At 53.9% G+C, this 21,651-nt stretch carries 19 protein-coding genes; 15 read left to right on the forward strand and 4 right to left on the reverse strand.

What is annotated here, in order from left to right:
• Nucleotides 1-82: 82 nt before the first annotated feature.
• Genes rnc through acpS form a run of 5 tightly spaced genes read left to right on the forward strand, consistent with a single transcriptional unit; the run spans nt 83 to nt 3,530 of the window.
• Nucleotides 83-763 carry a ribonuclease III gene (gene rnc, locus OGX90_RS06935; RefSeq protein WP_003037579.1) on the forward strand — a complete coding sequence of 227 codons (681 nt, stop codon included), beginning with the start codon at nt 83-85 and terminating at the stop codon, nt 761-763.
• A complete protein-coding gene (gene era, locus OGX90_RS06940) occupies nt 760-1,665 on the forward strand; it encodes a GTPase Era (RefSeq protein WP_003037581.1) in 906 nt (301 codons plus the stop codon). Before rnc ends, era begins: the two co-directional genes overlap by 4 nt.
• A gap of 27 nt (nt 1,666-1,692) precedes the next feature.
• Nucleotides 1,693-2,403 carry a DNA repair protein RecO gene (gene recO / locus OGX90_RS06945; protein WP_008785495.1) on the forward strand — a complete coding sequence of 237 codons (711 nt, stop codon included), beginning with the start codon at nt 1,693-1,695 and terminating at the stop codon, nt 2,401-2,403.
• Between the two features lie 15 nt (nt 2,404-2,418).
• Nucleotides 2,419-3,150 carry a pyridoxine 5'-phosphate synthase gene (pdxJ, locus tag OGX90_RS06950; protein ID WP_008785494.1) on the forward strand — a complete coding sequence of 244 codons (732 nt, stop codon included), beginning with the start codon at nt 2,419-2,421 and terminating at the stop codon, nt 3,148-3,150.
• On the forward strand, nt 3,150-3,530 hold the full coding sequence (acpS, locus tag OGX90_RS06955; RefSeq protein WP_003037588.1) for a holo-ACP synthase: 381 nt from the start codon (nt 3,150-3,152) through the stop codon (nt 3,528-3,530). Before pdxJ ends, acpS begins: the two co-directional genes overlap by 1 nt.
• 106 nt (nt 3,531-3,636) lie before the next feature.
• Here the strand turns inward: acpS and OGX90_RS06960 are convergent, their stop codons facing one another.
• Both OGX90_RS06960 and OGX90_RS06965 read right to left on the reverse strand, forming a co-directional pair.
• Entirely contained in the window at nt 3,637-3,897 is a 261-nt protein-coding gene (locus OGX90_RS06960; protein WP_003037590.1) for a YfhL family 4Fe-4S dicluster ferredoxin, read from the reverse strand.
• Between the two features lie 55 nt (nt 3,898-3,952).
• Nucleotides 3,953-4,801 (reverse strand): MurR/RpiR family transcriptional regulator, encoded by an 849-nt coding sequence (locus OGX90_RS06965; protein WP_032944256.1) that lies wholly within the window; start codon nt 4,799-4,801, stop codon nt 3,953-3,955.
• Nucleotides 4,802-4,918: 117 nt separating this feature from the next.
• Between OGX90_RS06965 and murQ the strand changes: the two genes are divergently transcribed.
• From murQ to tadA, 4 genes are read left to right on the forward strand one after another with little or no spacing between them, the layout of a single operon-like run.
• Nucleotides 4,919-5,812 (forward strand): N-acetylmuramic acid 6-phosphate etherase, encoded by an 894-nt coding sequence (murQ, locus tag OGX90_RS06970; RefSeq protein WP_286623402.1) that lies wholly within the window; start codon nt 4,919-4,921, stop codon nt 5,810-5,812.
• 9 nt (nt 5,813-5,821) lie between these two features.
• The gene (locus OGX90_RS06975; protein ID WP_286623404.1) at nt 5,822-7,186 is read left to right on the forward strand and encodes a PTS transporter subunit EIIC; all 1,365 of its coding nucleotides are present in this window, start codon (nt 5,822-5,824) and stop codon (nt 7,184-7,186) included.
• A gap of 3 nt (nt 7,187-7,189) precedes the next feature.
• Complete coding sequence (yfhb, locus tag OGX90_RS06980; RefSeq protein ID WP_234692676.1) at nt 7,190-7,825, forward strand: phosphatidylglycerophosphatase C; 636 nt, start codon at nt 7,190-7,192, stop codon at nt 7,823-7,825.
• Nucleotides 7,826-7,853: 28 nt separating this feature from the next.
• On the forward strand, nt 7,854-8,390 hold the full coding sequence (tadA, locus tag OGX90_RS06985) for a tRNA adenosine(34) deaminase TadA (protein WP_286573943.1): 537 nt from the start codon (nt 7,854-7,856) through the stop codon (nt 8,388-8,390).
• 40 nt (nt 8,391-8,430) lie between these two features.
• On the opposite strand, the gene mltF is transcribed toward tadA, so the two are convergent.
• Complete coding sequence (gene mltF, locus OGX90_RS06990) at nt 8,431-9,981, reverse strand: membrane-bound lytic murein transglycosylase MltF (RefSeq protein WP_234692677.1); 1,551 nt, start codon at nt 9,979-9,981, stop codon at nt 8,431-8,433.
• 257 nt (nt 9,982-10,238) lie between these two features.
• On the opposite strand from mltF, the gene purL reads away from it, so the two are divergent.
• The 5 genes from purL to glnB all read left to right on the forward strand — a co-directional run bounded on the left by purL (nt 10,239) and on the right by glnB (nt 18,705).
• Nucleotides 10,239-14,126, forward strand: coding sequence for a phosphoribosylformylglycinamidine synthase (gene purL / locus OGX90_RS06995; protein WP_137377899.1), 3,888 nt, complete (start codon nt 10,239-10,241; stop codon nt 14,124-14,126).
• 649 nt (nt 14,127-14,775) lie between these two features.
• Nucleotides 14,776-16,206, forward strand: a complete 1,431-nt coding sequence (gene qseE / locus OGX90_RS07000; protein ID WP_286623644.1) for a two component system sensor histidine kinase QseE/GlrK — start codon at nt 14,776-14,778, stop codon at nt 16,204-16,206.
• 22 nt (nt 16,207-16,228) lie between these two features.
• Nucleotides 16,229-16,972 carry a two-component system QseEF-associated lipoprotein QseG gene (gene qseG / locus OGX90_RS07005; RefSeq protein WP_286623406.1) on the forward strand — a complete coding sequence of 248 codons (744 nt, stop codon included), beginning with the start codon at nt 16,229-16,231 and terminating at the stop codon, nt 16,970-16,972.
• Nucleotides 16,972-18,306, forward strand: a complete 1,335-nt coding sequence (glrR, locus tag OGX90_RS07010) for a two-component system response regulator GlrR (protein ID WP_304502732.1) — start codon at nt 16,972-16,974, stop codon at nt 18,304-18,306. The genes qseG and glrR overlap by 1 nt, the downstream gene beginning before the upstream one ends.
• 60 nt (nt 18,307-18,366) lie before the next feature.
• Nucleotides 18,367-18,705 (forward strand): nitrogen regulatory protein P-II, encoded by a 339-nt coding sequence (glnB, locus tag OGX90_RS07015; RefSeq protein WP_002914032.1) that lies wholly within the window; start codon nt 18,367-18,369, stop codon nt 18,703-18,705.
• Nucleotides 18,706-18,806: 101 nt separating this feature from the next.
• Here glnB and hmpA read toward each other — a convergent pair whose 3' ends face one another.
• On the reverse strand, nt 18,807-19,997 hold the full coding sequence (hmpA, locus tag OGX90_RS07020) for an NO-inducible flavohemoprotein (RefSeq protein ID WP_286623408.1): 1,191 nt from the start codon (nt 19,995-19,997) through the stop codon (nt 18,807-18,809).
• A gap of 326 nt (nt 19,998-20,323) precedes the next feature.
• Here hmpA and glyA point away from each other — a divergent pair, with 326 nt between their 5' ends.
• Complete coding sequence (glyA, locus tag OGX90_RS07025) at nt 20,324-21,577, forward strand: serine hydroxymethyltransferase (protein WP_003835277.1); 1,254 nt, start codon at nt 20,324-20,326, stop codon at nt 21,575-21,577.
• Nucleotides 21,578-21,651 lie beyond the last annotated feature (74 nt).

A 21,651-nucleotide genomic window follows, 5' to 3' on the forward strand; every position in this document is an offset into this window, starting at 1 on the left:
GAAGCCGGATGGCTCAGCGAAGTGCGTATATCAGGTCTGTTTCGTGTGCTGAATTGTTGACGCATTCATTTATTGGTATCGCATGAACCCCATCGTAATTAATCGGCTTCAACGGAAGCTGGGCTACACTTTTAATCATCAGGAGCTGTTGCAGCAGGCATTAACTCACCGGAGCGCCAGCAGCAAACATAACGAGCGTTTAGAATTTTTAGGCGACTCTATTTTGAGCTTTGTTATCGCTAATGCGCTGTATCACCGTTTCCCGCGTGTGGATGAAGGTGATATGAGCCGCATGCGCGCGACGCTGGTTCGCGGCAATACGCTGGCTGAATTAGCCCGTGAGTTTGACCTCGGTGAATGTTTACGTTTGGGGCCAGGTGAGCTGAAAAGCGGCGGCTTCCGTCGTGAATCAATCCTGGCGGATACCGTTGAAGCTTTGATCGGCGGCGTCTTCCTCGACAGCGATATTCAAACCGTTGAGCAATTGATCCTGAACTGGTATCAAACTCGTCTGGATGAAATTAGCCCAGGCGACAAACAAAAAGATCCGAAAACGCGCCTGCAGGAATATTTGCAGGGCCGCCACCTGCCTCTGCCGTCTTATTTGGTGGTGCAGGTCCGTGGTGAAGCACACGATCAAGAATTTACTATCCACTGCCAGGTCAGCGGCCTGAGTGAACCGGTGGTTGGCACAGGTTCGAGCCGTCGTAAGGCTGAGCAGGCTGCCGCCGAACAGGCGTTGAAAAAACTGGAGCTGGAATGAGCGAAGAGAAAACCTACTGCGGATTTATTGCTATCGTCGGTCGCCCGAACGTCGGCAAATCCACCCTGTTGAATAATCTGCTTGGGCAGAAGATTTCTATTACCTCACGTAAGGCTCAGACAACACGTCACCGTATTGTTGGCATCCATACCGAAGGCGCGTATCAGGCGATTTATGTTGATACCCCGGGTCTGCATATGGAAGAAAAACGGGCTATTAACCGCTTGATGAACAAAGCGGCGAGCAGCTCGATCGGTGATGTTGAACTGGTTATTTTCGTTGTCGAAGGCACCCGCTGGACGCCGGACGACGAAATGGTGCTCAACAAGCTGCGTGATGGCAAAGCCCCGGTTATTCTGGCCGTCAACAAAGTCGACAACGTTCAGGAAAAAGCCGATCTGCTGCCGCACCTGCAGTTCCTGGCAAGCCAGATGAACTTCCTTGATATCGTACCGATTTCTGCCGAAACCGGCTTGAATGTCGATACCGTTGCGGGCATCGTGCGTAAGCATTTGCCGGAAGCTATTCATCACTTCCCGGAAGATTACATCACCGACCGTTCTCAGCGCTTTATGGCCTCTGAAATCATCCGTGAAAAGCTGATGCGTTTTCTGGGTGCTGAACTGCCGTACTCCGTTACCGTGGAGATTGAGCGTTTTATCTCTAACGAGCGCGGTGGCTACGACATCAACGGTCTGATCCTCGTTGAACGTGAAGGGCAGAAGAAGATGGTTATTGGCAACAAAGGGGCCAAGATTAAAACCATCGGCATCGAAGCGCGTAAAGACATGCAGGAGATGTTCGAAGCGCCCGTTCACCTCGAACTGTGGGTGAAAGTGAAATCCGGCTGGGCCGATGACGAACGCGCGCTGCGTAGCCTCGGTTACGGCGACGACGTCTAAACACATCCTCTGAAACACGGCGAGTATATGGAAGGATGGCAACGCGCTTTTGTCCTGCATAGTCGCCCCTGGAGCGAAACCAGTCTCGTGCTGGACGTCTTCACGGAAGAGTCGGGTCGCGTGCGCCTTGTGGCTAAAGGCGCACGTTCCAAACGCTCCAATCTTAAAGGCGCACTCCAGCCTTTTACCCCGTTGTTGCTTCGCTTTGGTGGACGTGGCGAGGTCAAAACCTTGCGCAGCGCCGAAGCCGTTTCTCTGGCACTCCCCCTTAGCGGAATCACGCTGTACAGCGGCTTGTATATTAACGAGCTTATCTCGCGCGTACTCGAATACGAAACCCGTTTTTCTGCACTCTTTTTCGATTATCTGAACTGCATTCAGGCGCTGGCTGGCGCGACGGGTTCGCCAGAACCTGCGTTGCGTCGCTTTGAGCTAGCCTTACTTGGTCATCTGGGGTATGGCGTCGATTTTACCCACTGTGCGGGCAGCGGCGAGCCGGTAGACGACACCATGACCTATCGCTACCGGGAAGAAAAAGGGTTTATCGCAAGCGTAGTGATTGATAACGCCACCTTTACCGGACGCCATCTGAAAGCACTCGAATCGCGGGAATTTCCGGATGCTGATACGCTTCGCGCCGCGAAACGCTTTACCCGCATGGCGTTAAAGCCGTATCTTGGTGGTAAGCCCTTAAAGAGCCGCGAATTATTCCGGCAGTTTATGCCGAAGCGAAAATAAAAAACGAGGATTGTCATGGCCGAATTACTGTTAGGCGTCAACATTGACCACATTGCCACTTTACGTAATGCACGCGGTACCGCATATCCGGACCCGGTTCAGGCAGCGTTTATCGTTGAACAGGCGGGCGCGGACGGTATTACCGTACACCTGCGTGAAGACCGTCGTCATATCACCGACCGTGACGTACGTATTTTGCGCCAGACGCTGGATACGCGCATGAATCTGGAAATGGCAGTCACCGAAGAGATGCTGTCGATTGCCGTTGAGACTAAGCCGCATTTTTGCTGCCTGGTGCCGGAAAAACGTCAGGAAGTTACCACTGAAGGTGGGCTGGACGTCGCCGGTCAGCGTGACAAGATGCGCGATGCCTGCAAACGGCTGGCGGACGCAGGCATTCTGGTTTCGCTGTTTATCGATGCCGATGAAGAACAGATTAAGGCCGCTGCGGAAGTTGGCGCACCGTTTATTGAGATTCACACCGGCTGTTACGCCGATGCGAAAACCGACGCAGAACAGGCCAGCGAACTGGCGCGTATCGCCAAAGCGGCAACCTATGCTGCAAGTCTTGGCCTGAAGGTGAATGCGGGTCACGGTCTGACGTATCACAACGTTAAAGCTATCGCGCGGATCCCGGAAATGCACGAGCTGAACATTGGCCATGCCATTATTGGACGTGCGGTGATGAGCGGCCTGAAAGAGGCCGTAGTCGAAATGAAGCGCCTGATGCTGGAAGCGCGTGGCTAATGGCGATTCTGGGACTAGGTACGGATATCGTGGAGATTGCCCGCATCGAAGCGGTGATCTCCCGTTCCGGCGACCGCCTGGCAAGACGTGTGCTCAGCGACAACGAATGGGCAATCTGGGAAACGCATCAGCAGCCGGTGCGTTTTCTGGCGAAGCGTTTTGCAGTCAAAGAGGCGGCAGCAAAAGCCTTTGGCACGGGTATTCGCAATGGGCTGGCGTTTAATCAGTTTGAAGTCTTTAACGATGAACTCGGTAAGCCGCGTCTGCGATTATGGGGAGAGGCGTTAAAACTGGCGGAAAAACTCGGCGTTGCGCACATGCATGTGACGCTGGCCGATGAGCGTCACTACGCCTGCGCCACGGTGATTATCGAAAGTTAGATTCAGGACGATGCCGGATGGCGACGCGTAGCGTCTTATCCGGCCTACGGGTTATGCGTTTGTTGCAGGGGCAGGGTAGGGGCTTCATCGCCAGATGGCGACGCGGCTAAAGTTTATCGGCGTGATGCATCAGCACAAACTTATCCCACAGCTGCTCTTCTGTTTCGACATGCGCCGGATCTTTCAAAATAGTATTGGGGATCGGGCACACCTTCTGGCAGGTTGGCGTGTCGTAATGGCCTACGCATTCCGTACACTTGTCGCTGTTAATCTCGTAAATGCTATCACCCATCGAAATCGCCTCATTCGGGCATTCGGGCTCGCACATATCGCAATTGATACACTTTTTAGTGATTAACAGGGCCATCAGGAAACTCTCAAAACATCACAAATCGGGCGGGCATTATACGCGCATTCTTTGCTCAGACCAGTTTTTTTACCAGTGCCTCACTGTGGCGAATACGTTCCGGGGCATGCTCCAGATCCTGCTGTACCAGCGCCATAAACAGTAAATCAGTGAGCATCATTTGCGCATGGGTGGAGGAAATCGCTGCGCTGCGCGTGGCCTGCTCCTCGGCAATGGTGTACAGACAATGACTTGCCCGTTGCTGCAGTGCGTTCGGTGTAAATCCGGTGATGGCGAGGATTTTCGCGCCGGTGCGCAACGTTTCATCCGCAGCCAGGTTGAGCTCGCGACGCTCTCCGGTATACGAAATGGCCAGCAGTAGATCGTTGGGCGAAAGCGCCTGCACCGTCGCCAGTAGGGCGTGCATATCGCGTTCCACCACCGCGTTAAAACCAATCTTCAGCAGCTTCCAGGCAAAATTCTGCGCTACCAGACCCGATGCGCCAATCCCGGTCACGATAATGCGGCGGGCTGAACGCAGCATCGTGACGCTCTCCATCAGTTTCTCTTCGCTGTTGACGTCCAGCGTCGCATGCATCGCCGCCACGTTCTCTTTAATCAGTTTCTCGCCTACCATTCGCATCGGGTCGTCACCGCGAATCTGATTATGTACCGGAATGGAATGGGGGTTGGGATTGCTGGCCAATGCTTCGCTAATCGCCAGTTTGAGTGCCGGGAATCCTTTAAAGCCCATCTTTTGCGCGAATTTCACCACGCTGGACTGGCTGACGCCCGCTTCAAAGGCCAGCTGCTGTGAACTGAGATGACGCGCAGTATCCGGCTGAGCAAGAAGATAATCCGCAAGTTTTTTATCGCTTTGCGCGAGATCCGGATAACGCTGACGAATGCGAATTAAACAGTTCATGCTTTCTCCTGGCGAAAATGTGATGGCGATTACAAAACAAAATATCACTCGCCTTAGTGAATATAATATTCCATTATGACAGATTATTATGAATTAAAAATTCCTAAGGAACAAAAAATGAATCTCGGTGCGTTAGTTTCAGAAACCCGCAATCCTCAGACCATGGATCTGGATGCGCTCTCCACTCTGGAGTTGGTTCATCGTTTTAATCAACAGGATACGCTGGTAGCTGAAGCAGTAAAAGCAACTCTTCCTGAAGTTGCGCGTGCGGTTGATGCGGCAACTGACGCGCTAAAAGCCGGTGGACGCATTATTTACATGGGAGCAGGTACCAGCGGGCGTCTTGGGGTGCTGGACGCGTCTGAATGCCCACCGACCTTCGGCGTCCCGCACGGTCTGGTGGTTGGGCTGATTGCCGGGGGACCGGGCGCTTTGCTGAAGGCAGTAGAAGGCGCAGAAGACAACCCGCAGCTAGGCGAAGACGATCTGCGCGGGCTCAATCTTACCGCACAGGATCTGGTGGTGGGGCTGGCAGCTTCTGGTCGCACGCCGTATGTAATTGGCGGGTTGAAATATGCGCGTTCGGTGGGCTGTACAACGGCGGCTATTTCTTGCAATCCGGATTCCCCTATCGCGCATGAAGTGGATATTGCTATTTCTCCGGTAGTGGGGCCTGAGGCGCTGACCGGGTCAACACGACTGAAATCCGGCACCGCGCAAAAGCTGGTGCTCAATATGATCTCCACCGGCGCGATGGTGAAATTTGGCAAGGTGTACCAGAACCTGATGGTGGATATGCAGGCAACCAACGTCAAACTGGTCGATCGGGCGTGCCGTATGGTGGTTGAAGCCACCGGTATTGCGCGGGCTCAAGCTGAAACGCTGCTGAAGCAGACGGATTATGATGTTAAGCCAGCTATTTTAATGGCGCTCACCGGCCTGGATGCCGCTGCCGCCCGCGAAAAGCTTGCCGCTCACCAGGGTTTTTTACGCGCGGCGTTAGAACACTAAGAGGTGTATATGGATAAGACGGCGTTGCTGGCCAGCGACATCCTGCTGGGCGTTGGCGGAGAGAACAATATTCTGCGTCTGGAAAACTGTATGACCCGTGTCAGGGTGGAAGTTCAGGATGACGGGCAGATCGATATTCCCCGCCTCAGGCAACTGCCCGGCGTTAGCGGCTACGTGAAGCAGGGCGCACAGCACCAGATTATTGTCGGCCCCGGTAAAGCTGCCAAAGTGGCGGATGCCATGCGTTCCCTGATTGCCGATGGCGGCGAGCGAGCAGGTGCCAATGATATTGAGCGCACCAAGTCAGAGGCCAAAGCGAAGTACAAAGCGCCGATGAGCGATGCGCTGCGCAAGCTGGCGAACGTCTTTATCCCTCTTATTCCGGCGTTTATCGCCTCCGGTTTGATTACCGGCATTATTAACATCCTTAAGCGCCCGGATATCGTGGGGGATTTTGCGACCCACTATCCAAATATGCTGGGGTTGATGGGCATATTTGGCAGCGCCGTGTTTGCCATTATGAATATTCTGGTCGGGGTGAATACCGCCAAAGTTTTCGGTGGCTCCCTGGCAATGGGCGGGGTGATGGCGGGGATCCTTTCCAGCCCTCAACTGGCGCAAATTACCCTGTTTGGCGAAGCGTTGCAGCCGGGGCGCGGTGGGGTGATCGCGGTATTGCTGGTGGTTGCGCTGATGTGCTGGATCGAACGTAAATTCCGCACGCTGTTGCCGGAATCACTGGAGCTTATCCTTAACCCGCTGCTAACCACCATCATTACCGGCGTAATCGCGATTGTGGCGCTGCAACCGCTTGGCGGATGGATTTCTGAATCTATCGCTCACGGCGCATCATGGGCTATCGATCGCGGCGGTTTTCTGGTCGGTGCCGTGCTGGCAGGTACCTTTCTGCCGTTGGTGCTCACCGGACTTCATCAGGGATTGGTGCCCATCCACGTTGAGCTGGTTCAGGCACACGGTTATAACGCGCTTTTTCCGATCCTGGCGATGGCGGGCGTTGGGCAAATAGGTGCTGCGATCGCGGTTCTGATGAAAACTCGTAATGCGCGGCTAAAGAAAGTGATCAAAGGGGCGCTACCGGTCGGACTGCTGGGGATTGGCGAGCCGCTCATTTTTGGCGTAACGCTGCCGTTGGGTAAGCCGTTTATCGGTGCTTGTCTTGGCGGCGCGGTAGGTGGGGCGCTGATTAGCTACTGGAAGGTGGCGACGGTCATCACCTTTGGCATCTCCGGATTACCGCTGGCACTGACGATTGTTGCCGGAAAAGTGATGTTCTATCTGTTAGGCTATCTGGTAGCAGTTATCGCCGGGTTCCTGTTTACCTGGCTATTGGGATTCACTGATCCAGAGGAATAAGGTTTGATCAATCACCAGCGCCGCGTTGTCTTTTTTGATTTGGATGGCACGTTACACCAGCAGGATATGTTCGGTAGTTTTATTCGTTATCTGCTGCGTCGCCAGCCGCTGAACGCGTTGCTTGTGCTGCCTTTGTTACCGGTGATTGCGCTGGCGTTGCTGATAAAAGGACGTGCCGCCCGCTGGCCAATGAGCCTGCTGTTATGGGGATGCACTTTTGGCCGCAGCGAAGCGCGTCTGAAAGCGCATCAGGCCGACTTTGTGCGCTGGTTTCGCAGTAACGTGACGGCGTTTCCGCTCGTGCAGCAGCGGCTGACAACCTATCTGTTAAGTTCTGACGCTGATATCTGGCTTATTACCGGCTCTCCGCAGTCACTGGTCGAGCAGGTTTACTTTGATACTCCATGGCTACCGCGAGTCAATCTGATCGCCAGCAAAATGGCGCGGGGCTACGGCGGCTGGGTACTGACTTTGCGCTGTCTGGGCCATGAGAAAGTGACACAACTGGAACGCCACATTGGCGCGCCGCTACAGCTTTACAGTGGCTATAGTGACAGTAATCAGGACAATCCGCTGCTCTCCTTTTGCCAGCATCGCTGGCGCGTCACGCCGCGCGGAGAGCTTCAGCAACTCGAATAGCTAACGCACATGCAATTTGAAGTATGACGTGTATAATTCGCCCGCTTTGATTACTGGAGTTACCCCTTTGTCAGATGTTGAATTTAGCCACGAATACTGGATGCGTCATGCTTTAACGCTGGCTAAGCGCGCCTGGGATGAGCGTGAAGTCCCGGTGGGTGCGGTATTGGTACATAACAACCGAGTGATTGGCGAAGGCTGGAACCGCCCGATTGGACATCATGATCCGACTGCCCACGCTGAGATTATGGCGTTGCGTCAGGGCGGCCTGGTGCTGCAAAACTACCGCCTGTTAGATGCCACCCTGTACGTCACTCTGGAACCGTGCGTGATGTGCGCGGGCGCGATGGTGCACAGCCGTATCGGTCGGGTCGTTTTTGGCGCGCGCGATGCGAAAACGGGCGCTGCCGGGTCATTAATGGATGTACTGCATCACCCTGGAATGAATCATCGGGTTGAAGTGACAGAGGGGGTACTGCGGGATGAATGTGCCACGTTGCTCAGTGATTTCTTCCGCATGCGCCGGCAGGAAATCAAAGCCCTGAAAAAATCTGCTAATCAGTAACTCTCAGCCTGATGGCAGTGCGCTTATCAGGCGTACAAGACTACTTCTCCTCTTTTTTATGCGGTGAAAACAGCAGGGAAGGGGAGTGCGTCAGGTAGTTTGACGACGTTTGAGACAGAAACGCCGAAAGCGGGAATTTCTCTTTACCTAATAGTTCTGCGGGCGTCACCGTCGGGTAATCCTGCGCCAGTTGCTGCGTTTCTATCGCCTGTTTTTCTTTCTCTTGCAGATATCCCACCAGGCTAATCTGATACTTACGGATATTTTCCACATAGGCGTAAGCTTCGTGGCCACGCGCATAGCCATAGGTCAGCTTGTTGTAATACGGCTTTTGGCTGAGCAGCGGTAATCGCTGTTTTACGTCAGACCAACTGTTCGGATTGCCTTTGGTTTTCACCGTCAGCGCCCGCGCATCCAGCATGTGTGCATAACCCATGTTATAGGCTGCAAGGGCAAACCAGATGCGTTCTCCTTCGGGGACGGTATCCGGTACTTTACTCATCATATCCTGCAAATATCGCGCGCCGCCGCTGATACTCTGTTCGGCATCGGTACGGTCGGTCAGCCCGAGACTCTGGGCAGTATTTTTGGTCAACATCATCAGCCCACGTACGCCGGTTGGAGAGGTGGCCTGCGCGTCCCAGTGTGATTCCTGATATGAGATAGCGGCCAGCAGTCGCCAGTCTATCTCTTGCGCATATTTCTCAAACAGCGGCTTGAGGTCCGGCAACACGCTGTCTACGGCGCGTAAAAAGGAGCGGGTATCGACATAGTCAAAATCATCGCCATGCCCGAGATATTTCTCTTCCAGCCGTGCCAGAGAACCGTCTTCATTCATAGTGTTGAAGAAATCCAGTAGGGCGGCAGACAGCGTGTTGTCATCGTCCAGCCGACTAAACCATGTCACCGGTTGTTCGTCAGAGACGTCGAGCGCTACGGCCAGCTCAGGATGCACGCGTTGATATAAGCTGATGGCGACAGAATCGGCAATGGTGTAATCCAGCTTTCCGGCGATTACATCATCAAGCAGTTCGGTGGTGCCCTTTTTGTCATCGACTTTCCAGCTCAGATCGGGAAATTTTTTCTCTTTTAGCTGCTGGAGGTCATTAACCACCACGTGCCCCGGGGCGATAGTCAGTTGGTTTTCGTTCACGGTGGCAAGTGTGCGCGGGCGGTATTGCCCAACCCGGTACACCAGCTGTTGTGAAACCGAATAATAGGTCGGGCCTGGCTGGTAATTTTTCACCCGCTCGCTGTTATAGACCAGACCAGCGGCTAACAGGTCGGCATTGCCGTTATCCAGGTCGTCAAAAAGCTGGCTGATGTTCTGGCGTACGGTAACTTTTAACTTCACGCCTAAGTAGTCGGCAAATTCCTGGGCCAGTTCATAATCCAGGCCGAATTTTTTGCCGTTGAGGGTCGCGTAAGTTAACGGTGAGTCGATGGTACTGACGCGCAGCTCTCCCCGCGACTGAATGGCGGCGATACGATTTTCGGCTTTACCGAACCAGGGGATAGATGGCCAAAGGGCCGCTGCCAACAACAGCGTCAATATGCCGATGAACAGATAATTAATCTTTAATTTTTTCAATTAGTTAATTCTCTGAACCGTACGTTGTCTCTGTCTGCTGTGGTGTTGATTAAGAAGTGAAGTCGTCATTAATGAACGGCATTTTGCTTAAACTTGCGTCAGTTGGCAACTTATTCAGAAATCTGACCGCATTTGATGATAAGTGACGGTCGTGATTTTATTTCGACGCAAACGGTTTCGTCGGCGCGGTAGATTCTTTATAATGACGCCCGTTTCCCCCACTTGGGCACACCGAAAGCTTAGAAGACGAGAGACTTATGATGGAAATTCTGCGTGGTTCACCTGCACTGTCTGCATTCCGTATTAACAAACTGCTGGCACGTTTTCAGGCTGCCAACCTCCAGGTCCACAACATTTACGCCGAGTACGTCCATTTTGCCGATCTGAATGCACCGTTAAATGAAGATGAGCACGCGCAGCTTGCACGCCTGCTGAAATATGGTCCTGCTCTGCAAAGCCACGCCCCGGAAGGCAAACTGCTGCTGGTTACGCCTCGCCCAGGCACCATCTCCCCGTGGTCTTCTAAAGCGACTGATATTGCCCACAACTGCGGTCTGCACCAGATTAGCCGCCTGGAACGTGGCATTGCCTGGTATGTAGAAGCCTCTACGCTGACCGCTGAGCAATGGCAGATGGTGGCCGACGAACTGCACGACCGCATGATGGAAACGGTTTTCTCTGCGCTGAACGATGCCGAAAAACTGTTTGCCCATCACCAACCGGCGCCGGTCTCCAGCGTTGATCTACTGGGTGAGGGACGTCAGGCGCTGATCGACGCTAACCTGCGTCTGGGTCTGGCGCTGGCGGAAGACGAAATTGACTATCTGCAGGATGCGTTCACCAAACTGGGACGTAACCCGAACGATATTGAACTATACATGTTTGCGCAGGCCAACTCTGAGCACTGTCGCCACAAGATTTTTAACGCCGACTGGGTTATCGATGGTAAACAGCAGCCGAAGTCGCTGTTTAAGATGATCAAGAATACCTTCGAAACCACGCCGGACCACGTGCTGTCTGCCTATAAAGACAACGCTGCGGTAATGGAAGGCTCTGAAGTGGGCCGCTATTTTGCCGATCACAAAACTGGCCGCTACGATTTCCATCAGGAACCAGCCCACATTCTGATGAAGGTTGAAACTCACAACCACCCGACGGCCATCTCTCCGTGGCCAGGTGCTGCAACCGGCTCCGGCGGCGAAATCCGCGACGAGGGCGCAACAGGTCGCGGTGCAAAACCGAAAGCCGGGCTGGTGGGTTTCTCCGTTTCCAACCTGCGTATTCCTGGCTTTGAACAGCCGTGGGAAGAAGACTTCGGTAAGCCGGACCGTATTGTTACCGCGCTTGATATCATGACCGAAGGTCCGCTGGGCGGCGCGGCATTTAACAACGAATTTGGTCGTCCGGCGCTGACTGGCTACTTCCGTACCTATGAAGAAAAGGTCAACAGCCATAACGGCGAAGAGCTGCGCGGTTACCATAAACCGATCATGCTGGCAGGCGGGATCGGTAACATCCGTGCCGATCACGTGCAGAAGGGCGAGATCGTCGTTGGCGCTAAGCTTATCGTCCTCGGCGGCCCGGCAATGAACATTGGCCTTGGCGGCGGGGCAGCCTCCTCTATGGCTTCTGGCCAGTCTGATGCCGATCTTGATTTCGCTTCCGTACAGCGTGACAACCCGGAAATGGAACGTCGTTGCCAGGAAGTTATCGACCGTTGCTGGCAGATGGGTGATGCGAACCCGATTCTGTTTATCCATGACGTTGGCGCGGGTGGACTGTCTAACGCTATGCCGGAGCTGGTAAGCGATGGCGGTCGTGGCGGTAAGTTCCAGCTGCGCGATATCCTCAGCGACGAGCCGGGTATGAGCCCGCTGGAAATCTGGTGTAACGAATCCCAGGAACGCTACGTGCTGGCGGTTGCTGCCGATCAATTGCCGCTGTTTGACGAACTGTGTAAGCGCGAGCGCGCGCCGTATGCGGTGATTGGTGAAGCTACCGAAGAACAGCATCTGACCTTGAGCGACAGCCACTTCGACAACCAGCCGATCGACATGCCGCTTGATGTGCTGCTGGGTAAAACACCGAAAATGACCCGCGATGTGCAGACGCTGAAAGCCAAAGGCGATGCCCTGAATCGTGGTGAAATCTCGATTGCAGATGCGGTTAACCGCGTGCTGCATCTGCCGACTGTCGCGGAGAAAACGTTCCTCGTGACCATCGGTGACCGTACCGTTACCGGCATGGTTGCGCGTGACCAGATGGTTGGTCCGTGGCAGATCCCGGTCGCTAACTGCGCGGTCACTACCGCAAGCCTCGATAGCTACTACGGCGAAGCGATGTCTATCGGCGAACGCGCGCCGGTTGCACTACTGGACTTCTCTGCCTCTGCGCGTCTGGCGGTCGGTGAAGCGCTGACAAACATTGCGGCAACGCAGATTGGTGACATCAAACGTATTAAGCTGTCGGCAAACTGGATGGCGGCTGCGGGTCACCCTGGTGAAGATGCTGGCCTGTACGAAGCAGTAAAAGCCGTCGGGGAAGAGCTATGCCCGGCGCTCGGCCTGACCATTCCAGTGGGCAAAGACTCTATGTCGATGAAAACCCGCTGGCAGGAAGGTAACGAGCAGCGTGAAATGACCTCGCCGCTGTCGCTGGTGATCACCGCCTTTGCCCGCGTAGAAGATGTGCGCCACACCATTACCCCGCAGCTCTCTACTGAAGACAACGCCCTGCTGCTGATTGACCTCGGTCTTGGTCACAATGCGCTGGGCGCTACGTCGCTGGCGCAGGTTTACCGTCAACTGGGCGATAAGCCTGCCGACGTGCGTAACGTTGAGCAACTGAAAGGCTTCTACGATGCGATTCAGGCGCTGGTCGCTGCGCGTAAGCTGCTGGCCTATCATGACCGTTCTGACGGCGGTCTGCTGGTTACGCTGGCGGAAATGGCCTTCGCCGGTCACTGCGGTATTGACGCTGATATCCACTCTCTGGGTGAAGATCGTCTGGCGGCGCTGTTTAACGAAGAACTGGGTGCGGTGATTCAGGTTCGTGCTGCTGAGCGTGAGGCGGTGGAAGCGATTCTGGCTGCCCACGGCCTGGCAGACTGCGTACACTTCCTCGGTAAAGCCGTTGAAGGTGACCGCTTCAACCTGACCGCTAACGGCCAGCCGGTGTTTAGCGAAAGCCGTACAACCCTGCGTATGTGGTGGGCGGAAACCACCTGGCAGATGCAGCGTCTGCGTGACAATCCGGAATGCGCCGATCAAGAACACGACGCTAAAACCAACGATGCGGACCCTGGTCTCAACGTTAAACTGTCGTTTGATATCAACGAAGATGTTGCCGCTCCGTACATCGCCACCGGTGCACGTCCCAAAGTGGCCGTACTGCGCGAGCAGGGTGTGAACTCCCACGTTGAAATGGCAGCTGCCTTCCACCGTGCGGGTTTTGACGCCATCGATGTGCACATGAGCGACCTGCTGGGCGGACGTATCGGCCTGGGTAACTTCCAGGCGCTGGTGGCCTGCGGCGGCTTCTCTTACGGCGATGTGCTTGGCGCTGGTGAAGGTTGGGCGAAGTCGATTCTGTTCAACAACCGCGTCCGTGATGAGTTCGAAACCTTCTTCCATCGCCCGCAAACGCTGGCACTCGGCGTGTGTAACGGTTGTCAGATGATGTCTAACCTGCGTGAGCTGATCCCAGGAAGCGACCTGTGGCCGCGCTTTGTACGTAACCACTCCGATCGTTTTGAAGCCCGCTTCAGTCTGGTCGAAGTGACGCAAAGCCCATCCTTACTGCTTGCTGATATGGTGGGTTCGATGATGCCGATTGCCGTTTCTCACGGTGAAGGTCGTGTGGAAGTGCGTGACGGTGCGCATCTGGCTCAGCTTGAGAGCAAAGGTCTGGTGGCGCTGCGCTACGTTGATAACTTCGGTAAGGTGACCGAGACCTATCCGGCTAACCCGAACGGTTCGCCGAACGGCATTACTGCAGTGACCACTGAAAATGGTCGCGTCACCATTATGATGCCGCACCCGGAACGTGTGTTCCGTACCGTGAGCAACTCCTGGCACCCTGAAAACTGGGGCGAGGATAGCCCATGGATGCGTATTTTCCGCAACGCGCGTAAACAGCTCGGTTAATTCGCTCAATAGTCATCAAGCCCCTCTTCGCGAGGGGCTTTTTTTTGTCTGCCGGATGGAACCCGCCTGATGACGCTACGCTTATCAGGCCTACAGGGAAAATGCGGTTGTAGGCCGGATAAGGCGTTCACGCCGCCATCCGGCAATAAACTCAGCGCTTGCACCTAAAAGTAAAGTGTCGGGAAATGCCGACATGGGCAGGGTTGCGGTGTCGTCAAAAAGAGACGTTTAATTATTTGATTTAATAGGGATTTGTTTTTAAGTGCTGCAAGTGTTGCTGATTGGCGACAGAGAGAACAAAAAACAGCCAGAATTGTTATTTGTGAAAATAATAATATTTTTCATACTTATCATTGTGTTAATAAAGTGTTTTGAATATTGGCACAGATGCTGCATAATATTAACCAGTGGCTCATTCACCTTCTTATGTCAGCCCCTTCGGGACGTGCTACATAAACTTCGAATGACGCACAACAAGGTGCCTGCCGTCCAACATCTGATATTAGCATTGCTCATATCAACCTCCGGGCGAAACGTCGAGTTAGGCACCGCCTTATTCCATAACAAAGCCGGGTTAATCCCGGCTTTGTTGTATCTGGCGTTCCCCTCAGTTAGCATCAATCTATTCCTGTCCATTGAGAGTAACGCCTTGAAGCGCTGGTCAGTTTTTCCCCGATCTTTACGTCAATTGGTGACGTTGGCCTTCTTGCTTATCCTGCTGCCGTTGTTAGTTCTGGCCTGGCAGGCATGGCAAAGTCTGAATGCCCTGAGCGCGCAGGCTGCGCTGACAAACCGCACCACGCTGATTGATGCCAGACGCAGCGAGGCGATGACCAACGTCGCGCTGGAGATGGAGCGCAGCTATCGGCAATACTGCGTGCTTGATGACCCAACATTGGCCAGGGTCTACCAAAGCCAGCGTAAACGCTACAGCGACATGCTGGATGCGCATGCGGGGGTGTTGCCGGATACCAAGCTCTACCAGGCGTTGCGTCAGGATCTTAACGATCTCGCGCAGTTGCAGTGTAAAAACAGTGGTCCTGACAGTGTGTCGGCTGCACGGCTGGAAGCGTTCGCCAATGCCAATACCGAGATGGTGCAAGCGACGCGTACCGTGGTCTTTTCTCGTGGGCAGCAGTTACAGCAGGAAATAGCCGAACGCGGGCAGTTTTTTGGCTGGCAGGCACTGGTGCTGTTTCTCGTCAGCCTGGCGATGGTCTTGCTGTTTACCCGCATGATTATCGGTCCGGTGAAGGGCATTGAACGGATGATCAACTGTCTGGGAGAAGGGCGCTCGCTGGGGGATAGCGTATTATTTACCGGGCCACGGGAGCTGAGATCCGTGGGGCAGCGTATCATCTGGTTAAGCGAACGTCTCTCCTGGCTTGAGTCGCAACGGCATCAGTTTTTACGCCATCTTTCCCATGAGCTGAAAACACCGCTGGCGAGCATGCGCGAAGGTACCGAATTGTTGGCCGATCAGGTGGTTGGCCCGTTAACACCGGAGCAAAAAGAGGTGGTCGGTATTCTGGATGACAGCAGCCGCAACCTGCAAAAGCTGATTGAACAACTCCTTGATTACAACCGCAAGCTGGCTGATGACGAGGTAGAACTTGAAAGTGTGGAAATCGCGCCGTTGGTGGAGAGCGTTGTTTCTGCGCATAGCCTGCCCGCTCGCGCCAAAATGATACATACTGATGTTGCGCTTGCGGTGAACACCTGCCTGGCAGAACCGATGCTGTTGATGAGCGTGCTGGACAATCTTTATTCCAATGCGGTGCACTATGGTGCTGAATCCGGTAACATTTGGATCCGCAGCAGTTTGCATGGCTCAACGGTATACATCGATGTAATGAATACCGGCACACCGATTCCAGAAGCAGAACAGACCATGATCTTCGAGCCTTTTTTCCAGGGGAGTCATCAGCGAAAAGGGGCGGTAAAAGGAAGCGGGTTGGGGCTAAGCATTGCCAGAGATTGCATCCGCCGTATGCGGGGCAAGCTGTATCTGGTTTATGACCATGCGCAAAACGTTTGTTTTCGCATAGAACTGCCGCTAGCTGCTGCGAAAAATCACTAAAATAAACCTAAGTCTGGTGAGTATGCCATACGTTGTTGTCCGAATGCTTAAACGACATTTTCTTCGTCGCGTCATCCTCGCAAGCCTGCCGTGCCTGGCGCTGGTTGGTTGTGTCCCGAACGCGGTGAATCATATTATCGGCGATCCCTCGCAGGAGAAAATTCCGCCTAATCAACTGGCGGACTACCTTGCAACCGACTGTGCGGATATCTGGTCGCTGTCTGGCCATTCTACAGAAACCAATCCGTTGTACTGGCTGCGGGCGATGGATTGTGCCAATCGCCTGATGCCGGTGCAGGCGCGTAGTGAAGCCAGCACCCTGATGACAGATACCTGGCAGGGCGCTTTCAGGCGTGGGATCCTGCTCGATAACGCCAACATTACGCCGCCTGAAAGGCGGGAGGCTGTTACGCGCCTCGATGCGTTAAGCCCGCAAATTCCGCCGCAGGTACGCCCGCTGTATCAGGTCTGGCGCAGCAGCCAAACGTTGCAATTGCAGCTTGCCGAAGAGCGTATGCGCTACAGTAAACTCCAGCAGGCGTCCGACAGCGATCTCGATACGCTGCGCCAACAGCAGCAGCATTTGCAGTCCCAGCTCGATCTCACGACCCGCAAGCTGGAGAATCTGACCGATATTGAGCGTCAGCTTTCCACGCGCAAACCTGGCGGTAACTACAATCCTGATGCGCCGCACGGGAACGATAAACTCACTACGCCTGATAACGAAGAAGGCGCAGCGCCGTCTGCCGATGAGGTTACACCATGATAAGCCGTAAGCCCGCGCATCTGCTGCTGGTGGATGACGATCCGGGACTGTTGAAATTACTTGGAATGCGACTGACCAGCGAAGGCTACAGCGTCGTGACCGCGGAAAGTGGGCAGGAAGGGTTACGGGTGCTGAACCGTGAAAAAGTGGATCTGGTTATTAGCGATCTGCGCATGGATGAAATGGATGGCATGCAGCTGTTTACTGAAATCCAGAAAGTACAGCCTGGAATGCCGGTGATTATCCTGACCGCTCACGGCTCCATCCCGGACGCTGTTGCGGCGACCCAGCAAGGGGTGTTCAGTTTTCTCACTAAACCAGTCGACAAGGACGCGTTATATCACGCGATTGACGGGGCGCTGGAACAGTCTGCGCCCGCCACCGATGACAGCTGGCGCGAATCTATCGTTACCCGCAGCCCGCTGATGCTACGCCTGCTGGAACAGGCGCGAATGGTGGCGCAATCGGACGTTAGCGTCTTGATCAACGGTCAAAGCGGAACCGGGAAAGAAGTTTTCGCTCAGGCTATTCACAACGCCAGCCCACGCAGCCAAAAACCTTTCATTGCCATTAACTGCGGCGCGTTGCCGGAACAACTGCTGGAATCAGAACTGTTTGGTCATGCGCGCGGTGCTTTTACCGGTGCGGTGAGCAATCGTGAAGGGCTGTTTCAGGCCGCAGAAGGCGGTACGCTGTTTCTCGATGAGATTGGCGATATGCCTGCGCCGTTACAGGTGAAACTGCTGCGCGTATTGCAGGAACGAAAAGTCAGACCGTTGGGCAGTAACCGCGATATCGACATTGATGTGCGGATCGTTTCTGCGACCCACCGCGATTTACCCAAAGCGATGGCACGGGGCGAATTTCGCGAGGATTTGTACTATCGCCTCAATGTGGTGAGCCTGAAGATCCCTGCGCTGGCCGAGCGTACGGAAGATATTCCGCTGCTGGCGAACCATCTGCTGCGCCAGTCTGCTGAACGGCACAAACCGTTCGTACGCGCCTTTTCAACCGATGCCATGAAGCGGTTAATGACCGCCAGCTGGCCGGGCAACGTGCGCCAGCTGGTCAACGTAATTGAGCAGTGCGTGGCGTTGACCTCTTCACCGGTGATCAGCGACGCGCTGGTGGAGCAGGCGCTGGAAGGGGAAAACACCGCGCTGCCGACCTTTGTTGAGGCGCGTAACCAGTTTGAGCTCAACTATCTGCGTAAGCTGCTGCAAATCACCAAGGGCAATGTGACCCACGCGGCAAGAATGGCGGGGCGCAACCGCACCGAATTCTATAAATTGCTTTCTCGGCACGAGCTGGATGCAAACGATTTCAAAGAATAAATCTGCGGATTATGTTAGCTTTATTCGATCAAAAGACAGGCGACCTTTTCAAGGAATAGCATGAAAAAGATTGATGCGATTATTAAACCCTTCAAGCTGGACGACGTCCGCGAAGCGCTGGCAGAAGTCGGCATTACCGGTATGACTGTGACAGAAGTGAAAGGTTTTGGCCGTCAGAAAGGCCATACCGAGTTGTACCGTGGCGCGGAATATATGGTGGATTTTCTGCCGAAGGTAAAAATTGAAATTGTGGTTACCGACGACATCGTCGATACCTGCGTCGACACCATTATCCGTACGGCGCAGACCGGCAAGATCGGCGACGGTAAGATTTTTGTCTTCGACGTGGCACGCGTTATTCGTATTCGTACCGGTGAAGAAGACGACGCGGCAATCTAAGCCGCGCCGTTAATTTGTAGGCCTGATAAGCGTAGCGCATCAGGCAGAGTGATTGCCGGATGGCGGCATAAACGCCTTATCCGGCCTACTCGCGTAACACATTACAAGACTTTGTGCGGACCGAAGCATTCGTAATGAATGTTCTCGTTTTTCACGCCCAGACCGACCAGCTGCTTCGCGGCGAACTGCATGAAACCAACCGGACCGCACAGATAAAACTTCATCGCCGGATCGCTGATTGCGCTTTCCAGTTTGTTCAAATCCATCAGACCTACGCTATCAAAGGCACCTTTCGCACGATCGGCTTCGGTTGGCTCACGATACCAGGTGTGTGCGCTAAAGCGTGGCAGCGTTTTGCCGAGTTCATTGACTTCATCAGCGAAGGCATGCACGTCACCATTTTCTGCCGCGTGGAACCAGTTAACCTGTGCCGTATGCTTCGCTTTTGCCAGCGTATCCAGCATCGCCAGCATTGGGGTTTGTCCCACGCCTGCGGAGATCAGAGATACCGGGGTGTCGGTCGCAACGTCCATAAAGAAATCGCCCGCAGGTGCGGCCAGGTGAACAACGTCGCCAACATTCGCATGGTTGTGCAGCCAGGTTGAAACCTGACCACCGTCCTCACGCTTAACCGCAATACGGTAGCCTTTGCCATCGGGTTTACGGGTCAGTGAGTACTGACGAATTTCCTGATGCGGGAAACCTTCCGGCTTTAACCAGACGCCCAGATATTGCCCCGGATGATATTCAGCCACTGCGCCACCATCGACAGGTTCAAATTCAAAGCTGGTGATAAGTGCACTGCGTGGGGTTTTTGCCACGATACGGAAAGGACGGGTACCTTCCCAGCCGCCATTTTTATTGGCATTTTCGCTGTAGATTTGCGCTTCACGGTTGATGAAAACGTTCGCCAGCACGCCGTATGCTTTGCCCCACGCATCCAGAACTTCCTGGCCTGGGCTGAACATTTCGTCCAGCGTTGCCAGTAAATGGCCACCCACGATGTTGTACTGCTCGGGTTTAATCTGGAAGCTGGTATGCTTCTGTGCGATTTTCTCAACAGCCGGCAACAGTGCCGCCAGATTTTCGATATTGCTGGCATACGCGGCAATAGCATTAAACAGCGCTTCACGCTGATCACCATTACGCTGATTACTCATGTTGAAGATTTCTTTCAGCTCTGGGTTATGCGTAAACATGCGGTCGTAGAAATGGGCGGTCAGCTTCGGGCCTGTTTCAACCAGCAGGGGAATGGTGGCTTTCACTGTAGCGATGGTTTGTGCGTCAAGCATACGGTCTTCCTTTATCTGAGACTTTAATGATGTATGTCAAATGCATCTTATAAAAAATACCCCTGCATTGTAAATGGTTCTTTGTAACTTTGCGTTGTAAAGGTTACATCGTGAAAAATCTGCATCACAAACCTGAAAAGAAATCCGTTGAAATTCAGCAGACCTTTGTTCTCCAAAGCCTTGCGTACCATGAAGGTAATCGTTTGCGTAAAATCCTTTGTCAAGACCTGTTATCGAAGAATGATTCGGTTATACTGTTCGCCGTTGTCCTACGGACCGCCTTTTAAGGCCGAAAATTTTATTGTTAGCTGAGTCAGGAGATGCGGATGTTAAAGCGTGAAATGAACATTGCCGATTATGATGCCGAACTGTGGCAGGCTATGGAGCAGGAAAAAGTACGTCAGGAAGAGCACATCGAACTGATCGCCTCCGAAAACTACACCAGCCCGCGTGTTATGCAGGCGCAGGGTTCTCAGCTGACCAACAAATATGCTGAAGGTTATCCGGGCAAGCGCTACTACGGCGGTTGCGAGTACGTTGATATCGTTGAGCAACTGGCTATCGATCGCGCAAAAGAGCTGTTTGGCGCTGACTACGCTAACGTACAACCGCACTCCGGCTCTCAGGCTAACTTCGCTGTTTACACCGCTCTGCTGCAACCGGGCGATACCGTTCTGGGTATGAACCTGGCACAAGGCGGCCACCTGACTCACGGCTCCCCGGTTAACTTCTCCGGCAAACTGTACAACATCATCCCTTACGGTATTGATGAGTCCGGCAAAATTGACTACGAAGACATGGCGAAGCAGGCCAAAGAGCACAAACCGAAGATGATCATCGGTGGCTTCTCTGCTTACTCCGGCGTTGTTGACTGGGCAAAAATGCGCGAAATCGCCGACAGCATCGGTGCATATCTGTTCGTCGATATGGCGCACGTTGCGGGTCTGATTGCCGCAGGCGTTTATCCGAACCCGGTTCCACACGCACACGTTGTGACCACCACCACCCACAAAACCCTGGCGGGTCCACGCGGTGGCCTGATCCTGGCGAAAGGCGGTGACGAAGAGCTGTACAAAAAACTGAACTCCGCTGTGTTCCCAAGCGCGCAGGGCGGCCCGCTGATGCACGTGATCGCGGCGAAAGCGGTGGCGCTGAAAGAAGCGATGGAGCCTGAGTTCAAGGTTTACCAACAGCAGGTTGCCAAAAACGCCAAAGCGATGGTGGAAGTGTTCCTGAACCGTGGCTACAAAGTGGTTTCTGGCGGTACTGAAAACCACCTGTTCCTGCTGGATCTGGTTGATAAAAACCTGACCGGTAAAGAAGCTGACGCCGCGCTGGGCCGTGCTAACATCACCGTTAACAAAAACAGCGTACCGAACGATCCGAAGAGCCCGTTTGTGACTTCCGGTATCCGTATCGGTTCTCCGGCTGTGACTCGCCGTGGCTTTAAAGAAGCTGAAGTGAAAGAGCTGGCTGGCTGGATGTGTGACGTTCTGGACAACATCAATGACGAAGCTGTTATCGAGCGCGTCAAAGGTAAAGTGCTGGATATCTGTGCACGTTTCCCGGTTTACGCGTAAGTAATACGGATTGCCAGATGGTGGTGTAAACACCTTTTCCGGCCTACAGGTAACTCACATGTAGGCCGGATAAA

Source organism: Citrobacter sp. Cpo012, assembly GCF_030333015.1.
Classification (GTDB): Bacteria; Pseudomonadota; Gammaproteobacteria; order Enterobacterales; family Enterobacteriaceae; genus Citrobacter; species Citrobacter portucalensis.

Bases quoted from the DNA above. Each gene is read 5' to 3' on its own strand.
- rnc (WP_003037579.1), top strand. From the start codon at position 83: ATGAACCCCATCGTAATTAATCGGCTTCAACGGAAGCTGGGCTACACT.
- era (WP_003037581.1), top strand. From the start codon at position 760: ATGAGCGAAGAGAAAACCTACTGCGGATTTATTGCTATCGTCGGTCGC.
- recO (WP_008785495.1), top strand. From the start codon at position 1,693: ATGGAAGGATGGCAACGCGCTTTTGTCCTGCATAGTCGCCCCTGGAGC.
- pdxJ (WP_008785494.1), top strand. From the start codon at position 2,419: ATGGCCGAATTACTGTTAGGCGTCAACATTGACCACATTGCCACTTTA.
- acpS (WP_003037588.1), top strand. From the start codon at position 3,150: ATGGCGATTCTGGGACTAGGTACGGATATCGTGGAGATTGCCCGCATC.
- OGX90_RS06960 (WP_003037590.1), bottom strand. From the start codon at position 3,897: ATGGCCCTGTTAATCACTAAAAAGTGTATCAATTGCGATATGTGCGAG.
- OGX90_RS06965 (WP_032944256.1), bottom strand. From the start codon at position 4,801: ATGAACTGTTTAATTCGCATTCGTCAGCGTTATCCGGATCTCGCGCAA.
- murQ (WP_286623402.1), top strand. From the start codon at position 4,919: ATGAATCTCGGTGCGTTAGTTTCAGAAACCCGCAATCCTCAGACCATG.
- OGX90_RS06975 (WP_286623404.1), top strand. From the start codon at position 5,822: ATGGATAAGACGGCGTTGCTGGCCAGCGACATCCTGCTGGGCGTTGGC.
- purL (WP_137377899.1), top strand. From the start codon at position 10,239: ATGATGGAAATTCTGCGTGGTTCACCTGCACTGTCTGCATTCCGTATT.
- qseG (WP_286623406.1), top strand. From the start codon at position 16,229: ATGCCATACGTTGTTGTCCGAATGCTTAAACGACATTTTCTTCGTCGC.
- glnB (WP_002914032.1), top strand. From the start codon at position 18,367: ATGAAAAAGATTGATGCGATTATTAAACCCTTCAAGCTGGACGACGTC.
- hmpA (WP_286623408.1), bottom strand. From the start codon at position 19,997: ATGCTTGACGCACAAACCATCGCTACAGTGAAAGCCACCATTCCCCTG.
- glyA (WP_003835277.1), top strand. From the start codon at position 20,324: ATGTTAAAGCGTGAAATGAACATTGCCGATTATGATGCCGAACTGTGG.